This window comes from Alloalcanivorax dieselolei B5 (assembly GCF_000300005.1).
In the GTDB taxonomy this organism is placed as follows: Bacteria; Pseudomonadota; Gammaproteobacteria; order Pseudomonadales; family Alcanivoracaceae; genus Alloalcanivorax; species Alloalcanivorax dieselolei.
Map to the genome: position 1 here is coordinate 2204189 of NC_018691.1, position 17102 is coordinate 2221290.

Below are 17102 nucleotides of genomic sequence, written 5' to 3' on the forward strand. Positions count from 1 at the left end.
CGCCCATGTATCTGACCCAGGGGTTGCATCGCGCGGCGCAGCAGGCGCCGGAACGCCTGGCCACGGTGGATGGCGAACGCCGCCGCAGCTATCGCGAGCTGGCTGACCGTTGCGCCCGGCTGGCCGGTGGGCTCACTGGCCTGGGCGTACAGGCCGGAGACCGGGTGGCGATATTGGCCGCCAACTGCGATTACCACGCCGAGTATTTTCTTGGCTTGTGGTGGATGGGCGCGGTGGCCAATGCCGTGAATACCCGCTGGAACGTGAAGGAGATGGCGTACTCTCTCAACGATAGCGAAGCGGAGATACTGCTGGTCAGCGACGCTTTCCTGCCGATGGTGGACACGCTCAAGGCGCGGTGTCCGGGGCTGCGCCATGTTCTGCATCTGGGGGAGACGCCATCTACCCAGACAGATGGGCCTGCGGGAATGATTCACTACGAGGATTTTCTGGCGCGGGCGACGCCGGTGGAAGATGGCCGCTTCGGCGGTGACCACCTGGCGGTGCTGCTGTATACCGGCGGCACCACCGGCTTTCCCAAAGGCGTGATGCTTTCCCATGACAATCTCTGGAGCTGCGCCATCAGCCGCTTGGCGGAAAGCGACCCGCCTGATCCGTTCGTCACCTTGTTGGTGTCTCCGCTGTTCCATACCGCCGGCGTTGCCAAATTCATCACCCAGATTGTGGTGGGCGGCACCGCGGTGATGATGCCGTCCTTCCGCGTGGAGGCGGTGCTGGCCGCCATCGAGCGGGAAAAGATCACCGATGTGATTCTGGTGCCAAGCATGATTCAGATGCTGGTGGATCACCCCAAGGTGCGGGAACACGATTTGAGCTCCCTGACACGGGTCGCCTACGGTGCCTCGCCCATCTCCCTGCCGGTGCTGGAACGGGCCCTGGCGGTGTTTCCCGATGCCCAGTTCACTCATACCTACGGTATGACCGAGGCATCGCCGATGATCACACTGAACTCCTGGCGTAATCACCGTGGCGAGGCCTTGAACAACGGCCGCATCCGTTCCGCCGGCAAAGCCACCTGGGGCATGGAAGTACGCATCGTCGACGAGGACGACCGGGAAGTGCCCCGGGGCACCGTGGGGGAGGTGGTGGCGCGGGGAGACAACGTCATGCTGGGCTATTGGAACAATCCGGACGCCACCGCGGAAACCCTGCGCGGCGGCTGGTTGCATACCGGCGATGGCGGTTACATGGATGAGGACGGCTACATCTACATCGTCGACCGCATAAAGGACATGATCGTCAGCGGCGGTGAGAACGTGTACTGCGCGGAAGTGGAAAACGTGCTGGCCCGGCATCCGGCGGTGGCCAGTTGCGCGGTGATCGGCATTCCCCATGACACCTGGGGGGAGAGCGTGCACGCGGTGGTGGTGACGCAATCCGGCGTTGAGGTGTCCGCCGAGGAACTGACCGATTTCTGCCGCGATGATCTGGCCGGTTACAAGTGTCCGCGTTCGGTGGAATTCCGCGACAGCCTGCCGTTGTCCGGCGCCGGCAAGGTGCTCAAGCAAGAGCTGCGGGAGCCCTATTGGCGGGGCCGTGCCCGCCGGGTGTCCTGACCGGCGCGATCTCGTTCCCCGTTCAACGCAACCCGGCGCCGCCGCTGGAGACATGGGCCAGCAGCCCTTCACCGGCGGCGGCGATATGACGGCGCATGGCCTCGGCCGCCGCTGCGGCGTCACCGGCGCGTAATGCCCGGACGATGGCCCAGTGCTCCTGGCTGGATTCCGCCATGCGGTTCTCGATGGTGATCGGCGTCAGTGGTGGCACCCCCTGCCAGAGGGTGAGGACGATTTTCTGGGTGCGCGGTTGATTGGCGGCATCGTAGAGCACCCGGTGAAAACGCTGATTGAGTGCCACATAGGCGGCGGAGTCGCCATCATCGGCGGCCTGGTCCATGTCCTGTTGCAACTGCTCCAGCTCGTCCAGTTCCTCGTCACCGAGTTGGGGACAGGCCTGGGCCACCATGTGGCCTTCCAGCAGTTCGCGCAGGGCGTAGATTTCCTTGACGTCATCGACGCCGAAGGAACTGACCCGATAAGCGCCCCGGCCCTCGGTCTCCACCAGGCCGTCCGCCTCCAGCCGGCGTAACGCGTCACGCACCGGGATGCGGCTGGTACCGAAACGCTTGGCCAGGTCCTCCTGCACCAGGCGTTCGCCGCCGGCGATGTCCCCGCGCAGGATCGCTTCGCGCATGCGTATGTAGACTTCCTCCTCCATGGAGCGGCGGCGGACGGGAGCGAAAGGGTCGGTTTGGGTTCGCGGCATAGTGTGTTTCTCAAACGCTAAGACAGTGTTTTCCCGAGTGATGGCGGGAGTTTACAGGATTTACCCGCTTCCGGCCCGGTGCAAGGGAGCGGCGGCCAGCGTGGTTCGTCTACTGTATACAGTATACAATGCGCCGGTCCGGATGCTGGCCGCAACGGCCATTTTCCCTTTTCAGCCAAGCAGACAGGAGAGCGCAGGTTAATGAGCTGGACTCGCGAAGACGAAATCAACTGGACCAACAACAATCCCTTCCGTTGCCACCTTGGCATCAAGATCAATTGGGTCAACGACGATGGCGGCTCCGAAATCGCCTTGCCGGTTACTCCTGAGCTGCTACAGGCCTACGGCATGGTGCATGGCGGCATTTATTGCGTGCTGATCGACACCGTGTTGGGCACCTGCGTGCGTGCCTACCATCAACGCGACGCCGGCCCGATCACGGTGGATCTCAATGTCAGCTTCCTGCGGCCCACCGGGCAGGGGGAGATCGTCTGCCGTGGCGAGATCATCAAGGCCGGCCGCAAGGTCATGGTCGGCAGCGCCGATGTGCTCGACGCCGAAGGCCGCAAGCTGGCCACCGGTCGCGGTTCCTTCCTGATGCGTAACGAGTAGCCCGGTCAGACCGCTGCCCGGCGGGCGGTGGCGAGCAGGCTGGCGGCGGCGGCGAACAGGGCAGCGAAGCCGCGGTTCACCAGCCGCTGTTGGCGGGCACTGCGCAGCAGTTTGAGCGCCCGGGCGGCCAGCCCGGTGTAGCCGGCCATCACCACCACGTCCACGGTAATCAGGGTCAGCCCCATGAGGGCGTATTGCAGAGCCATGGGCCGTGAAGGATCGAGAAACTGGGGCAGGACCGCGAGCAGGAAGACCACGGCCTTGGGATTGCTGGCGTTGATCAGAAAGCCCCGAATCAGCAGCACACCACGGCGGCGCCCCTGATGGTCGTCGCCAAGGGTATCGTAGTCCTGCGTGGGGGCGCGCCATTGTCGGACCGCCAGATAAAGCAGGTAGGCGACCCCGAACCACTTGATCAGAGCGAAGGCCAGCGCCGAGGTGGCGAGCAGGGCGCCAACGCCGGCGGCGACAATGGCGATCTGCAGCACCAGGCCCAGCTCCAGACCCAGGATATTCCAGCCCCCGCGCAGAACACCGTAGCGCAATCCCGTGGACATGGAAGCGACCGCACCGGCGCCGGGTGACAGGCAGATCAGCCAACAGGCCACGAAAAATGCGAACCAGGTGTGTAGAGCCATGGGATATCCGTTAACGAAAAAAGGCGGCGCTGAAGACGTCTAAGGCGTGCTCAGCAGGCGGGAAGCAAACGCTTCGAGCGCCGACAATCCCTGAATGTCATCGACGAACAAGGGTACTTGCCGCCGGGGCAGCGGGTCCAGCCGTTGTGCCAGTTCCCGCAGCATTCTTTGCTCGCGCTCACGTCGGGCCTGGAAGAAGGCCCCTTCGGCGCCGTCCGGCAGCACGCGGTTGACCACCGCGCCGGCCACCGGGATGCCGGCCTCCTTGAGGCTGTGCACGGCCCGCTCGGTTTCCAGAATGGGCAGGCGCTCAGGTGTGAGGACGAATAGAAAAGCGCTGTGCTCGGGGTCGGAGAGAAGGCGGCGGGCTTTCTGGAAGCGGCGTTGGCGCTCGATCAGCGGGGCCGCCAGATCACGGGTACGGTCATCCAGGCCGGCCAGTTGATGTTCTTCCGGGGTGTTGACCGGGCTGTCCAGATCGCGGCCGGGGGTCAGGTGGGATAGCACCTTGCCCAACTGTTCGGAGCGGCGGTGTTGCCGCAACAGTCCCTCGCTCCAGGCCGCCATCACCTCCGGCAAACTCAGCAGGCGCAAGGTGTGGCCGGTGGGGGCAGTGTCGAAAACAACCAGGTCAAAGCGCTCGCGGGCCTCTTCCATAATAGTGGTAAGGCGCTCCAGCAGCGCCGCTTCCTGGGCCCCGGGCGCCTGGCGGCTGAGTTTGAGCTGGTGCTCCATGGCCGAGCGTTGCTCGGGTCTGGCGAACCGGGCCATTTGCGCGCGCACCCGCTGCAGGTGCTCGTCGACCTCCTGTTCGGGGTCCACTTCCAGGGCGGTGAGATTGACCGCCAGAGCCTGTTCCCGATTGCCGATCTCGCGGTCAAACGCATCGGCCAGGCTGTGGGCCGGATCGGTGGATACCAGCAGCGTGCGGCGGCCAAGATTGGCGGCGGCCAGGGCCAGCGCGGACGCCACCGTGGTCTTGCCCACGCCGCCCTTGCCACCGACCATCAACTGCCGGTGCTGGCTCAGAAGGTCATGCAGATTGAGTTCCGGCATTGTGGTGAGTCTCGTTGACGAGCTTGCTGGCGATAGCGCTCAGCAACAACGGAAATTATCCAGTGGTGAATGGGGCATGCCCATGCGTTGGTGCCAGTCGTGGAATCGCTCCATCAGCAGCGGCTGCAGTTCCAGCGTATACCAACTGGCCGGATTGGGAATGCCCATGGTCTCGGAGAAGACCATGAGCATGAACAGGTCATCTTCGTCCCGGCGGGCGCGGGCAATGGCGGACCGGTAGGGGGCGTTGTAATACTCCGCCCCCAGTTCCCCGGCCCGCCGATACCAGCGCTTGAAATTGCCGAGAAGGGTCACCGCTTTCACCCTTCCACCTCGGCTTCCCGGGCTTTCTTGTGGCGACGCAGACTGGCGGTGCACTCCAGAGTCACCAGCACCGCCGCCACCAGGACCACCAGATCCAGCGTGAACAGGAACCAGTCCTGTTTTTCGTAGAAGCCACGTAACTGGATCAGCAGCGCCGCCAGCGTCATCACCAGCAGGAACACCAGCGGCACCAGAGTGTAGAGGGTGGGGCGGCCAAGCCGCACCAGCATCACCGTGACCACCAGCAAGGTGAGGCCGGCCAGCAGCTGATTGGTGGTGCCGAACAACGGCCAGATCAACAGTCCGCCGGAACCGTCCGCGCCACCGGCACCGAAGGCCAGCAGTATGCAGGCGCCCACCGCCAACAGCGTGGCGGGTACCGGGCGGCGCATCCAGGCGACGTTATAGATCTCGCCCCATTCCTGGAAAATATAGCGCTGCAGGCGCAGGCCGGTATCCATGGTGGTGCCGGCGAACAAAGCCGCCATCACCGTCAGCATGGTGGCCGAGACCGCCGCATCAATGCCGGTGCCGGCGCTGAGAATAGTGGCGCCGCCATCGACGAAGGCCTTCAGACTGCCGGCGCCAAACTTGGAGTAGACCTCTTGCCAGTCCGCCAGCGAGGCAAAGCCGGCGGTGGCGGCGAGGATCGCGGCCAGGGCCAGGGCCCCTTCACCGATAGCGCCGAAATAGCCGACGAAGCGGGCGTCGGTTTCTTTGTTCAACTGTTTGGACGTGGTGCCGGAGGCGACCAGGCCATGGAACCCGGAGATCGCGCCGCAGGCGATGGTAACGAACAGCAAGGGCAGCAACGGCGGCGTGCCTTCCGGCACGTTAACGTTGAGGGCAGGCGCCACCACCGTGGGATTGGCGATCAGCATGGCGCCATAAAGCAGGATCAGGCCGACAAAGAGCTGCAGTCCGTTGATGTAATCACGGGGTTGCAGCAACACCCACACCGGCAGGAGTGAGGCAATGGCGGCATAAGCGAACAGAATCAGGATCCAGGCGGCATTGGCGGAAAGGCCGAAGGTGGTTTCCGGCAGCGCGATGGGGACCGATGGGCCGACCCAGATCAAGGCGTACAGCGCCACCACGCCAAGCAGGGAGACCACCGCCAGATTCAGTTTCCAGCGATAGATCAACTGGCCGATCACCAGCGCCACGGCGATGGCGCCCCATACCGGTACCACGGCGCCGGGGTTATTGATCAACAAACGGGCGATGACCACGCCGAACACCGCGTTGACCATTAACAGCACCAGGAAAATAACGATCATGAACACGCTGCGGGCGCGCGGACCGACCACCTCGCCGGTGAGGCTGCCCACCGACTGCGCCCGATTGCGGACACTGGCCCAGATCGCGCCGGAATCGTGGACCCCGGCAAAGAAAATAGTACCGAACACCACCCATAGAAACGCGGGCAACCAACCCCAGATCACGGCGATGGCCGGGCCGACAATAGGCGCGGCGCCGGCCACGGAGGTGAAATGGTGGCCCCAGAGTACGAATTTGTTAGTGGGTACGAAATCCACGCCGTCTTCCATGGAATGGGCGGGTGTTTCGAAATCCGGGTCCAGTTTGTAGATTTTATCGGCGATAAAACGGGAATAGAAAAAATAGCCGGCGGCCATGCCGCCCAGCCCGAGGATCAATAAGACGATGGCGCTCATGATTAATCCTTATTCGCTGCGCAGTCGAGTAAGACATGTCCATCACAGAATTAACCGCAAAGTGTGAAGCTGGTCAATGCGACCAAAGTCCAAAGCGCTCAATGTTAGTGCGCTCTCTAGGCAGAGCGGCCGTCGCGGGTTAGGCTTAATGGGCCTTTTCGGATGTCCGGCCTCTGTCTGTTAGTCATGGAGAGGAAGCCATGCCAAGGGGGAACCGGGGTGACTTCCGACAACAAAAACCACACTCAAGGATCGACGTGGGGGAGATTCGACGATGATCAAAGTAATGGTGGTGGACGACCACGAGTTGGTGCGTACCGGCATTAGCCGGATGCTGAGTGACCAGGATGGCATCCGGGTCATTGGGGAGGCCGCCTCCGGAGAGGAGGCGGTGAAACTGGCCCGCGATCTGGAACCGGACGTGGTGCTGATGGACATCAAGATGCCCGGCATGGGCGGACTGGTCGCCACCCGCAAGATGATGAAGCAGGACGACGGCATTCGCATCATCGCGGTAACCGTTTGCGAGGAAGAACCGTTTCCCTCCCGGGTGATGGAAGCCGGCGCCGCCGGTTACATGACCAAGGGGGCGGATCTGGAAGAAATGGTCCGGGCGATCAAGGTGGTGCAGAGCGGTCAGCGTTATATCAGCCCGGACATCGCGCAGGCGATGGCATTGCGTGCCTACAAGCCGACGCCGGCGGCGCTGGATGTGCTGTCCGAGCGGGAACTGCAGATCATGACGATGATCGTCAACCGCTTCAAAGTGCAGGACGTGGCCGATCAGTTGTGCCTGTCGCCGAAGACGGTCAACACCTACCGATACCGGATTTTCGATAAGCTCGGCATCACCAGTGACATGGAAATGGCGCTGATCGCGGTGCGCCATGGTCTGGTCAACGCCCATGAAGCGGTGGCTCTGTAAACGGTATCCGCCAATCGGATTTTGCCAAACCCGGATTTTGCTAAACTAGGCGACGCCCGTGCTCCGGCACGGGCGTTTTGCGTTCCGGGTGAACAGGCCCTAGGCGCCTGGTCCCGCCGCCCACCGATTCGGAGTGAACTTGTCCAGTTTCGACGCCAAGCATTTTCTCGCCCATTGCCCGCGCACCCCTGGGGTATATCGTATGCTGGACGGCAAAGGCGGCGTGCTGTACGTGGGCAAGGCGCGGGATTTGCGCGCCCGGCTTTCCAGCTATTTCCAGAAGCGAGTGGATTCCGCCAAGACCCGCGCGCTGGTGGCCAAGATCGAAGCAGTGGAGACCACCGTCACCGCCAGCGAGGCGGAGGCGCTGTTACTGGAACAGTCGCTGATCAAGACGTTGCGGCCTCCTTATAACATTCTGCTGCGGGACGATAAGTCCTATCCGTACATCAAGATCACCACCTCGGACCGCTTTCCCCGGGTGACCTTTCATCGTGGCAGCCGCCGCCCCGGCGCCCAGTACTTCGGTCCTTATCCCAGCGCCGGCAGTGTCCGCGAAACGCTGGCGCTGATCGAAAAGGTGTTCCTGATCCGCAATTGCCGCGACAGCTTCTTCCGTAACCGCTCCCGCCCCTGTCTGCAGTATCAGATCCATCGCTGTACCGCGCCTTGTGTGGATCTGGTATCCGAGGAGCATTACGCCACCCAGGTACGCATGGCGATAGATTTTCTCTCCGGCCGTAGCCGCGAGGTGACCCGCCGGCTGACCCGGGAAATGGAAGCCGCCGCCGAGCGGCTGGAGTTCGAGCGCGCGGCGGAGTTACGCGATCAACTGGCCGCGGTGCAGGCGGTGCAGCAGAAGCAGAATGTGGAAGCCGGCAGCGGCAATGTGGACGCGGTGGCGATAGCCACCCGTCATGGCCTGGCGGTGATCGAAGTGCTGATGGTCCGGCAGGGCCGGGTGCTGGGGCATCGCAGCTTCCGCCCGGATACCCGCGGTGAGGATAATCAGGAGGAAATCCTGGAGGCCTTCCTGGCCCAGTACTACCTGGGCGAGCGGGATGAACAGTCGATTCCGAAGGAAATTCTACTGCCAATGGCATTTCCCGGTGCCGAGGCGTTGCAGGAAGCCCTGTCCAGCCGCTACCAGCGGCAGATCAGGCTGGCCTGGCGGGTCAGAGCAGGGCGGGCCGCCTGGCTCAACATGGCCAAAACCAACGCCGAACAGACCATCGCCGGGGATCTGGCGGCCCGCGAGCATCTGGAGAGCCGCTTCCACGCTCTGGAGACCCTGTTGGAGGCGGACGCGCCGATCCGCCACGTGGAGTGCTTTGATATCAGCCATACCCAGGGAGAAAGGGCGGTGGCCTCCTGCGTGGTGTTCGATCAGCATGGACCGCGCAAGGGCGATTACCGTCATTTCAATGTGACCCCGGACCAGGGCGGTGACGACTATCAGGCGCTGGAGGAAGCGGTCCGCCGCCGCTATCAGCGCGTGGTCAAGGAGGAGGGGCGTTTGCCGGACCTGTTGTTGATTGACGGCGGCAAGGGGCAGATGCGGCGCGCCTTCGACGTGATTCAGTCCTTACAGTTGGACAACCGTATTCTGGTCATGGGCATCGGCAAGGGGCCGACCCGCAAGCCCGGGCTCGAGGCGCTGTATCTGCCTGACGGTCGCGAGTTGGTGCCCGGCGGCGGCGATTCGGCGCTGCATCTGCTGCAGCAGATCCGTGACGAGGCCCACCGGTTCGCCATCACCGGGCACCGTGCCCGCCGGGCCAAGGCCCGCCGCTCGGGGCTGGAGGAGATTCCCGGAGTGGGGCCCAAGCGGCGCAAGGCACTGCTGAGCCATTTTGGCGGCCTCAAGCAATTGCGCAATGCGTCCAGGGAGGAACTGGCCCGGGTGGAGGGCGTCAACGCCCAGACCGCCCAAACCATATACGACTGGTTCCACGGCTAGCTTGCCCTGCCTGAGCGGCTGCCACACACCATACCCACAAAAGCGGTCTGGCAATGAGAAGATGGCGGGATTCCGCTATACTGGTTTTTTTTCAGCCGGTCGAAGTAGTTCATGCCTGCTCACTCTCCGATTTTGAATCTGCCCAACATCCTGACCCTGATCCGCGTCGCTACTATTCCGGTCCTGGTGGCGGCGTTTTACCTGCCGTTCAAAGGCAGCAATATGGTGGCGGCCGTGCTGTTTCTGGCCGCCGGGCTGACCGACTGGCTGGATGGCTACCTGGCCAGGAAGCTGGGGCAAACCAGCCCCTTCGGTGCCTTTCTGGACCCGGTGGCGGATAAGCTGATCGTGGCGGTGGCACTGCTGATGCTGGTGCAACAACATGCTACGCTTTGGCTCACTGCTCCGGCCATGGTCATCGTGTGCCGGGAGATCACCGTGTCCGCTCTACGGGAGTGGATGGCGGAATTGGGCCTGCGAGCCAAGGTGGCGGTCAGCGCCATTGGCAAAATAAAGACGGTGACCCAGATGGTGGCCATAACGCTGTTGCTGGCGGTCCAGCCCGGCTATGACATTGCCGGCGGCATGCTGATGACGCCGATCCTCTGGTTGAGTTACCTGTGCCTGTACGTGGCCATGTTGCTTACTTTATGGTCGATGTTCCTGTATCTGAAGGCGGCGGCGCCGCAGTTCCGGCGTTCGCGTCCAAGACCCTGAAAAAACAGAGAAAATGGGTTGACAGACCAGGGGGCATGAGTAGAATGCTGATCCGCGTCGAGGCAAACAGTCGGCGCTAAAGCGGGAATAGCTCAGCTGGTAGAGCACAACCTTGCCAAGGTTGGGGTCGCGAGTTCGAATCTCGTTTCCCGCTCCAATTCCCAACCTCGGCGAAGCCGAGGTTTTTTGTTCTTTAAAGATTTCAGGCGCGGTGGCAGAGTGGTTATGCAGCGGACTGCAACTCCGTGTACGCCGGTTCGATTCCGACCCGCGCCTCCAATCCCTCTCCGCGGAAGTCCTCTACCACGAGCGCCCCGAGATCAAGCGGGTATGGTGAAATTGGTAGACACAAGAGACTTAAAATCTCTCGACCGTTAGGTCGTGCCGGTTCGAGTCCGGCTACCCGCACCAGGATTCGTAGGTGCGCCAAGACACCTCTAAATCTTGGCAATTAGCCGCCGGGGAATGCCGTCCCCGGCTTTTTTTGCCTGTGGTGTCTTGGATAACCTCGCGATGAGGTTCCTCCCAGCCAACTCTAACGAAACACGAAACCTACCGGATACCGTTAGCTGCTGGAAAAGCCCAACACCGATGCTTTTAACATGACCGGCCAATGGGACGCAAGCTGGGGAGGTGCGACACCAATCCGCCGAGCTGGGCGACATCGGGGTGGATATACCCCATTGTTGTCTTAATGTTGGTGTGCCCGAGTACGTCCTGAAGGCTCTTTAGCTGGCCGGTTGGCGCCAACTGTGTGGCCATGGTATGCCGGAGGCGGTGGGCGGAAATGGGCGTACCCAACTCTCTCGTCAGATCCTGGAAAAAGCGGGTAATGTGATCCGGCGTCAGCACCGAGCCTTCGTAGCGCGGATTAAACAGAGTACCGTTGAAGACTTGTTCATCGGGCAGCGGAGCGCGCCCCAATACATCGCGTGTTTGTTGCTCCAGGTACCCTAAATCCTGAATCAAGTCATCGTGAAGAGGAACCGGCCATTCCCGTAATGTTTTGCTGGTCTCGTAGCGCAGAAGAAGATATTTCTCGTTGAGGTGGAGGTCTTTCCATCGGATCCCCGGCAACTGAGAACGCCGCAGTCCCGTAAAGAAAAACGTCCGGACAACGATCCCCCAGAACCATCGGGGCGCCATGCCCTTTGACGTGCCGCGATGACGTGTTAGCAGAGTCATGACGTGGTCGAGGAGGGGAACCGCCACGGTCTTGGGTAGCCGACCCGGTTCGGGGGCAGGGGGGACCTCCTTGAAGGGGTTGGACGTGACCCAACGGCGTTTGGGGTGCATGGCGAAATTGAAGAGCGCGCGCAGGTGCCGGCGGTGCAGATTCCAGGTCGTCCGCCGGACAGTCCGTAGGCGCAGATTACGCCAGTCGATGACCGCATCCTCTGTCACCTCATGGATGTATTCAATATCGGAGTTGTTGAGCCAGCTTTTTACGGACGTCCGGTACATGAGGACGGTGTTGGGTTTCAGCAGCTTGAAGCGAACATAAGCCGCGCAAAGATCGTTAAAAGTCATCCTTGAGGGGAGCATTTTGTATTCCTCCGTGAGTGGATTGTGTGTGAACAGGCACATCCGAGTGCCCGGGCTAAAGGGTATCGATTTTTCATTTGAGGCTGAAATGACCAAACGACTAAGTCATTAGTAGTAATCTGACCGCCGGATTGGGCGGGGGCAGCGTCAATCCCAACTCGCTCACCTCGGTCTTTGAAATCAAATACACCTTCATCAGGGCCTGCTTGCGGGCGCCGGCCGCCTTGCAGGTCCAGATGTTCATGTTGTCGTGGGTCCGCTGGTGCAGCTTCAGTTTTTGGAAGCGCTTCTGAACGTGATTCCAGCGCGCCGCGCTGAAGTCTTTGAAAATGCCGGGAGAAACCAGAACCAGGCCCTGTTCGATAACATGGATGCGGGCCTGGGGAGTGTTAATCGCCAGTCGGCCCGTGGCCAAGCCATCGCGTAACCACGCCAAAAACTGTTTGCCGGCGTCGCCCGTTGCCTGCCCGGTTTCGTTGGTTTCTTGGGGTGGAGATGGCGCCGGTATGGTGGGCGGGGCGTTGCTTGGTGCGCCCGTGTTCGCTTCGATTTGTTTGTTGGTGTCCTGGGTAGTTTCTTCGTCGGCGTTTCCGCCAGCGTTGAGATCCATTGGTAGCGGCAACGCCAAGTCATCGGCGATGGTTTCGCTGCTGCGGGTCCCCGCGTGGCTGGTGGGCATTGAGGAAGGCGGAGAGGGCAAGTCCGGCTCATCGGCGGGCAGGGACGGTGCTTGCACATCCGGCGCCGATGGGCGGCTGTCATGACTGCCCCCGTTTTCCTCATCGGAATCCGTTTCCGTCGCGGGCTTAGTGTCACTGGGGTGGACGGTGACGCCGGTGTCTGAAGGGCGCTGATCCGGATCTGGCCAGATTCGGCTGAGGTCGATCTTCAGGCAGGTTAACGATTGGCGCCAGTCGCCTATCGTGATGTCACAAAGCCATATGGCCCGATCCTCATTCGGCACCACGATCCCATGCTGTTGCAGCTCATCCATCACGCGGCTGTTGCGAGTGGGGATGCCGGGTTGGCCTTCCTCGATCAAATGCACCAGCAGCGCATCAATGGCGCGCTTTGATACCACCCAGAGATGGTGCTCATCGGTAAAGCCCGCCGCGCCGCGGCGATTGAGGGGCAGCTCTCCAGAGGTGATGAGGTGTCGTAACCCGGTGAGCAGCCGCTCCGCCAAAGGCTTGACCCGCGTCGTGGGCATCTGAGGCGTGACGCCACCGGCCAGGTTCTCCGCGACGGAGCGCCGGTCGGCTTTGGCGATGATGGCGCCCAAGGGGCCGGCGTCTTCCATTGCCCCCTGAATGGCCGCCAACCAGGCGTCCAGCAGGGTGGGGGCCGAGGCCAGCCAGTCCAGGCCGTGTTGCGGCAGCAGGATGGGGGCGAGCAGCGGGGCAATCCGTTCGTGTTGGCGATGGACGCGCCCGTGCCGGAAGGTCATTTGATACTGACAGCCCTCGGGCATAGGGCCGGACACGGGCGTCCAGGCGCGGTCCGATCCATCGGTCTGGTAAAGCGTGATCTCCTGGTCCACCACCGGCTTACCCAGGTCGTGGAGCAGGGCAGCGGTAAAGCAGGCGTAGGTCCACAGGTCTTGCTGACTGGCTTGCTCTTCAGGGCTGGCGTTCGGCGGCAGCAAGATACCGCGTCTCAACAAAAGGGCGTTGTGGGCCACTTCCAGGCCGTGGCGCAACAGGCCACCTGGTCCGGCGTGGTGGTGGGCTTCCGATGCGGGGAGCAGCTGGACCAGGGCGGCGAAACGGTCGAGCAAGGCCTGATACAATCGCTGCCAATGGGATTCGGGGACGCCGGCCAGCCCCTTCAAAGTGGAAATCAGGCCGTTGTGGGGTGCCAACAGGGCGTCCGCGCGCTGGACCTCAAAACGGCCATTGGAAGGCCGTTGAGGCACAGTGGCGTCATTGGGTGCTTGGAACCAGCGCCGAACCTGTTGGAGTGTTGTCCGCATCATGCGGCGGACGGTAGCTCTGTTGTGGGGGCACAGGGAGGGGAAATAGAGACGGAGTGTGTTGGGATTATGGGTTGCTGCAGTCCTGGGGCTTACAGCGTGATAATGTGATCAGGTGGGTTCCCTCCCTGGGCGTTGTAAAGCTGAGGGAAGCAGCCGGCTTGCACGCCTTCAACCGTATCTTTTGCTTTGGCCTCGCCGCTGCCGCATTGCTCGAAGGTGCCCTCGGCCAGATTGCGCCGTACCGCGCATTGATCACACATCATCAGCAAAATGTCCTTCTGTCTGGCAACTCGGGCTAGGCGCTCCCCAATTGGATCGCCTTGACGCAGACAAATGAGATTGTCATCGAAGAAGAACATACCGACGACCTCGGCGCCATGGTGATCGGCTTCGAGCTGGGGCAGGATCATGGTGGCTAGTTTGAAGGTGGAGGCCATGTGGGTAGCGAAGACGTAGGCGACTTTCATGTGGGACTCCTGATGATTGAAATTGTTATGGCGTAACAATGGCGTCAAGCGCTAGAAATAAACATGCACCGGAGTCGCCCTTCGCGTTCCGGGTTATAGGTTGCGTACTTCGTCAGATTGAGGAGCCATTCAATGACGTCGATAGACAGGTCTTTGCGCCCCATTGATATTCCGCTGCCGGAGGGTAAATTGTTTGATGGGGGCGTTATGTTCGTCAGGCTGCAAACACTGGATGCGCTGGAGCAGTTCTGGAAAGCACACCGTGACCGGTTCGGGTATGCCTGCGAGGGATGTGGAGGGCAGGATCGGCCCAACTTCCTGCATGAGTACGACTGGGTTTTTGGCCCATCAAAGTTGGCGGTTGTGAGGGCCGTACTGCGTTGGGGGCAATCGAATCTGGGCTGTGAGTTCGATGAAGGTGGGTGGTGGCGTTATTGTAACCTGCCGGTTAACCAAGACCCGGATGGATGGCCTATTATTGACTGGGATCGTAACGCCCCTATCGCCCAGATCGTGGAGGCGCTGCATGAACTGACCTTCGATGACTGGGGGGATCTGGGAGATAATCCAGAGGTAGAATCCCATGACCGTGACAGCCTGGACGAGATGATCCGCTACTGGAGGAAGGAGCAAAGGGCGGATGCGGGGTACTATGGGGAGGAAAATGAACGCAGAGCCTGAATGGTTGCTGATTATGGATACTATTGGGCCGATCCGTGCCTCTCGATGGCCAGTGTGTGACGTGTCTTCCCTTTTGGGTGGGACAGTCTTCTAGCCCTTTGCCTTTTGTCATGCAGCGCCGACGGCACTGCGGCCCTTTCGGATAGGGCCTTTGCCCTTCGATTTGCCCCTTCCCGTCGCCCTTTTGCCGGTATCGGCCCTTTGCGCCATTCGATGGCTTTGCCGGTCCTTTGGTGGGTTGGGGCAGGGTCGTGATTGGTGACATCAAGATCGTGGGCGCAACGTAAAAAGCCACACCCTTTCGGGGTGTGGCTTGGCGGTGTGCGGGGTTGGGGCAGATTGGGATGCGGGCGGGTGCGGAAAGAGGTGGAATGCAGCACCCGCGTGTTGATGAACAAAACCCTTGCAATAGTCTTTTGGCCTTGCCGTGCAACCATCACCATTGCCTGGTCCAGATCAGGGTGTGGGACCGGAACGTGAGCGGGCGCGGCCACCGGAGTGGTCCGCACAAAGGGGCGCTGCCGGTGTCCGGCGGCAGGCGGCCGGCGTGGTTGATGAAGGCCATTGCCTTCCCCGGGCCGTCTCAAAATAGAAAAAAGGGAAACGACCAGGGGAAAGCAATAGCCCGCACCGGTGCCGGCACCGTCGATGAGCCCGATGGTGTCGCGTTGAAGATGGGATCCACAGTAAAAAGAAGAAACGCCGGTTCACCACCGGCGCGTCGTTGAGCGCCTCCCTTCGTAGGTGCGCCGTTATAGTGTCGTTATAGGCGGGAGGGCAGGATCGGAGCCCGAAGGCTGCCCTGATTCTCGATCCGGCAGAGCGTCATGCCGCAAGCGGCAAGGGACCACGATGACCGTCGTGGCGGCGGGTGATGGGGGTATTGTGGCATGATGGTGGCTATACCGCCAGAGCATAACCGGGGCTGGAAAGCCGACGATTCTCTATAACGACGCGATGTCACGGCATCATCGGGCGCAGGGAGGCTCTGCCGTCACCGTCGTCACTCAAGAGAGTTAAGAGAGAGGTTCGTGGCGGGCCACTTCCGCCGCCTTTTTGAAGACCCAATGGGGCACGCCCCCCCCCAGCTGCGTCAACGCCTGTTGGAGAAGGCTCAGTTGCCGACGATGAAGGCAGGAATAGAGTGAAGGGCCGGGCTGTCGAGGACGCTTGGGTTTCTCTGTGACGTGGTATCCACGGAGTAGTTTTCGAAATTCAATGGTGACCCAGATCGGACGTCCCTTCCAGTCTCCTGCTTCCTGTATTGGAGTCATGACTGTTTATTCTCTCACTACCACGGTATGGGCCGCTTGGTGACGCGCACTCTGTTGCGCCACCCGTGCCCAAGTGGGGGACACGCACCCTGAGGTGCGCCAGCGCCTTCTGACAGCCCAGCAATTGACGCCAGTTCGCGCTGGAATAGATCCGGTGACGGCTCCCTCTGGTGTCCTGAAACTCAACCAACATGTAATACCCCCGCAGGCTTTCCCGATAGCTGATGATGACCCACACCGCCTCACCTCGGCGGTCCCCCCAAGCAACGCACTGGTGACATGCCTGCCCTCCTTCCTTGCGGTCCTTTCGGACGCGATGCGCTCCGCCCGCCCGTGTTCCTTGGGCGATGGCTCCTTAATAACGGGGCAGGACTGGTTTAAAAAGAGTGCGATATCAAAAATGTGCATTTAAACCGTCAGCCACCGTACATTACACACTGGTAGCAAGGGCTTGGATCACAGCGGGATTTCCGGGAACTCAATTGTGTGATTTGAAGTGCCGTGCTTTTTCCGACCCCGCTGGATGCAGCCGTTCTGTTCGCACACCGAATTCCCGATACACTGGACGAGCTACTACGACACCGCGCCGGGGAAGGAGCTTCTTGTGAAATACGTGAATTTCGCAGCGCTCAAGACGAGCCTGGTGCGGCTGCTCCTCAGTGCTGTCAATGTCACTACGGCGGAGTTCGAAGTCTTTGACAGCTATGTTGACGCCCTCAGCATATCCTGGCGAGCGGCAGCCTGCCGCTGGGTTTCCCCTGGACGGTCATTGACGGCAAGGCCTACTGGGACGGTGGCATTGTCAGCAACTCACCACTTGATTTTCTCATCCATCACTACGGTTCGGACGGGAAGCGCGTTTATACCGTCGATCTGTTTTCTCGGGCACAAGTCCGCTTTTGACCAACATGATGGAGCTGAAGCGACCCGTCATGGTTCCGCTCATAGCAGTCGCCAACTGGTCCT

Annotated in this window: 15 protein-coding genes and 3 tRNA genes; 10 read left to right on the forward strand and 8 right to left on the reverse strand. The window is 61.3% G+C overall.

The window, feature by feature from the left end; translation table 11 throughout:
* Window positions 1-5 precede the first annotated feature (5 nt).
* Window positions 6-1577: a long-chain-fatty-acid--CoA ligase gene (locus B5T_RS09955; RefSeq protein WP_014994371.1), complete on the forward strand. Its 1572-nt coding sequence runs from the start codon at window positions 6-8 to the stop codon at window positions 1575-1577.
* Window positions 1578-1599: 22 nt separating this feature from the next.
* On the opposite strand, the gene B5T_RS09960 is transcribed toward B5T_RS09955, so the two are convergent.
* Complete coding sequence (locus tag B5T_RS09960) at window positions 1600-2286, reverse strand: GntR family transcriptional regulator (RefSeq protein WP_022996798.1); 687 nt, start codon at window positions 2284-2286, stop codon at window positions 1600-1602.
* A 201-nt stretch (window positions 2287-2487) separates the two neighbouring features.
* Between B5T_RS09960 and B5T_RS09965 the strand changes: the two genes are divergently transcribed.
* Window positions 2488-2898, forward strand: a complete 411-nt coding sequence (locus B5T_RS09965) for a PaaI family thioesterase (protein ID WP_014994373.1) — start codon at window positions 2488-2490, stop codon at window positions 2896-2898.
* 5 nt (window positions 2899-2903) lie between these two features.
* Here the strand turns inward: B5T_RS09965 and B5T_RS09970 are convergent, their stop codons facing one another.
* Genes B5T_RS09970 through B5T_RS09985 form a run of 4 tightly spaced genes read right to left on the reverse strand, consistent with a single transcriptional unit; the run spans window position 2904 to window position 6592 of the window.
* Complete coding sequence (locus tag B5T_RS09970; RefSeq protein WP_014994374.1) at window positions 2904-3536, reverse strand: LysE family transporter; 633 nt, start codon at window positions 3534-3536, stop codon at window positions 2904-2906.
* Between the two features lie 39 nt (window positions 3537-3575).
* Window positions 3576-4592: an ArsA family ATPase gene (locus tag B5T_RS09975; protein WP_014994375.1), complete on the reverse strand. Its 1017-nt coding sequence runs from the start codon at window positions 4590-4592 to the stop codon at window positions 3576-3578.
* Between the two features lie 39 nt (window positions 4593-4631).
* Window positions 4632-4907, reverse strand: a complete 276-nt coding sequence (locus B5T_RS09980) for a cory-CC-star protein (RefSeq protein ID WP_148279384.1) — start codon at window positions 4905-4907, stop codon at window positions 4632-4634.
* Window positions 4908-4912: 5 nt separating this feature from the next.
* Entirely contained in the window at window positions 4913-6592 is a 1680-nt protein-coding gene (locus B5T_RS09985) for a carbon starvation CstA family protein (RefSeq protein WP_014994377.1), read from the reverse strand.
* 274 nt (window positions 6593-6866) lie between these two features.
* Here B5T_RS09985 and uvrY point away from each other — a divergent pair, with 274 nt between their 5' ends.
* The 6 genes from uvrY (at window position 6867) to B5T_RS10015 (ending at window position 10605) form a co-directional block, all read left to right on the forward strand.
* Entirely contained in the window at window positions 6867-7517 is a 651-nt protein-coding gene (gene uvrY, locus B5T_RS09990) for a UvrY/SirA/GacA family response regulator transcription factor (RefSeq protein WP_014994378.1), read from the forward strand.
* A 139-nt stretch (window positions 7518-7656) separates the two neighbouring features.
* Complete coding sequence (gene uvrC / locus B5T_RS09995; protein ID WP_014994379.1) at window positions 7657-9477, forward strand: excinuclease ABC subunit UvrC; 1821 nt, start codon at window positions 7657-7659, stop codon at window positions 9475-9477.
* Between the two features lie 111 nt (window positions 9478-9588).
* Window positions 9589-10194, forward strand: a complete 606-nt coding sequence (gene pgsA / locus B5T_RS10000; RefSeq protein ID WP_014994380.1) for a CDP-diacylglycerol--glycerol-3-phosphate 3-phosphatidyltransferase — start codon at window positions 9589-9591, stop codon at window positions 10192-10194.
* A gap of 81 nt (window positions 10195-10275) precedes the next feature.
* A tRNA-Gly gene (locus B5T_RS10005) sits at window positions 10276-10351 on the forward strand.
* Window positions 10352-10399: 48 nt separating this feature from the next.
* Window positions 10400-10473 (forward strand) — tRNA-Cys (locus B5T_RS10010).
* Window positions 10474-10518: 45 nt separating this feature from the next.
* Window positions 10519-10605: transfer RNA gene (locus B5T_RS10015), tRNA-Leu, on the forward strand.
* Window positions 10606-10791: 186 nt separating this feature from the next.
* Here B5T_RS10015 and B5T_RS10020 read toward each other — a convergent pair.
* From B5T_RS10020 to B5T_RS10030, 3 genes are all read right to left on the reverse strand, one after another.
* Window positions 10792-11739 carry a tyrosine-type recombinase/integrase gene (locus B5T_RS10020; RefSeq protein WP_022996805.1) on the reverse strand — a complete coding sequence of 316 codons (948 nt, stop codon included), beginning with the start codon at window positions 11737-11739 and terminating at the stop codon, window positions 10792-10794.
* A gap of 100 nt (window positions 11740-11839) precedes the next feature.
* A complete protein-coding gene (mobH, locus tag B5T_RS10025) occupies window positions 11840-13714 on the reverse strand; it encodes a MobH family relaxase (protein WP_080530899.1) in 1875 nt (624 codons plus the stop codon).
* A gap of 89 nt (window positions 13715-13803) precedes the next feature.
* Window positions 13804-14181, reverse strand: a complete 378-nt coding sequence (locus tag B5T_RS10030; RefSeq protein WP_014994383.1) for a SaoD/DsrE family protein — start codon at window positions 14179-14181, stop codon at window positions 13804-13806.
* A 132-nt stretch (window positions 14182-14313) separates the two neighbouring features.
* Here B5T_RS10030 and B5T_RS10035 point away from each other — a divergent pair, with 132 nt between their 5' ends.
* Together B5T_RS10035 and B5T_RS23825 are read left to right on the forward strand one after the other, a co-directional pair.
* On the forward strand, window positions 14314-14862 hold the full coding sequence (locus B5T_RS10035; RefSeq protein WP_022996806.1) for a hypothetical protein: 549 nt from the start codon (window positions 14314-14316) through the stop codon (window positions 14860-14862).
* Between the two features lie 2000 nt (window positions 14863-16862).
* Window positions 16863-17039, forward strand: coding sequence for a patatin-like phospholipase family protein (locus B5T_RS23825; protein ID WP_373287361.1), 177 nt, complete (start codon window positions 16863-16865; stop codon window positions 17037-17039).
* The last annotated feature ends 63 nt before the right edge of the window (window positions 17040-17102 follow it).

Bases quoted from the DNA above. Each gene is read 5' to 3' on its own strand.
- B5T_RS09960 (WP_022996798.1), bottom strand. From the start codon at position 2,286: ATGCCGCGAACCCAAACCGACCCTTTCGCTCCCGTCCGCCGCCGCTCC.
- B5T_RS09955 (WP_014994371.1), top strand. From the start codon at position 6: ATGTATCTGACCCAGGGGTTGCATCGCGCGGCGCAGCAGGCGCCGGAA.
- pgsA (WP_014994380.1), top strand. From the start codon at position 9,589: ATGCCTGCTCACTCTCCGATTTTGAATCTGCCCAACATCCTGACCCTG.
- B5T_RS10020 (WP_022996805.1), bottom strand. From the start codon at position 11,739: ATGCTCCCCTCAAGGATGACTTTTAACGATCTTTGCGCGGCTTATGTT.
- B5T_RS10030 (WP_014994383.1), bottom strand. From the start codon at position 14,181: ATGAAAGTCGCCTACGTCTTCGCTACCCACATGGCCTCCACCTTCAAA.
- B5T_RS09975 (WP_014994375.1), bottom strand. From the start codon at position 4,592: ATGCCGGAACTCAATCTGCATGACCTTCTGAGCCAGCACCGGCAGTTG.
- mobH (WP_080530899.1), bottom strand. From the start codon at position 13,714: ATGATGCGGACAACACTCCAACAGGTTCGGCGCTGGTTCCAAGCACCC.
- B5T_RS09985 (WP_014994377.1), bottom strand. From the start codon at position 6,592: ATGAGCGCCATCGTCTTATTGATCCTCGGGCTGGGCGGCATGGCCGCC.
- B5T_RS09965 (WP_014994373.1), top strand. From the start codon at position 2,488: ATGAGCTGGACTCGCGAAGACGAAATCAACTGGACCAACAACAATCCC.
- B5T_RS10035 (WP_022996806.1), top strand. From the start codon at position 14,314: ATGACGTCGATAGACAGGTCTTTGCGCCCCATTGATATTCCGCTGCCG.
- uvrY (WP_014994378.1), top strand. From the start codon at position 6,867: ATGATCAAAGTAATGGTGGTGGACGACCACGAGTTGGTGCGTACCGGC.
- B5T_RS09970 (WP_014994374.1), bottom strand. From the start codon at position 3,536: ATGGCTCTACACACCTGGTTCGCATTTTTCGTGGCCTGTTGGCTGATC.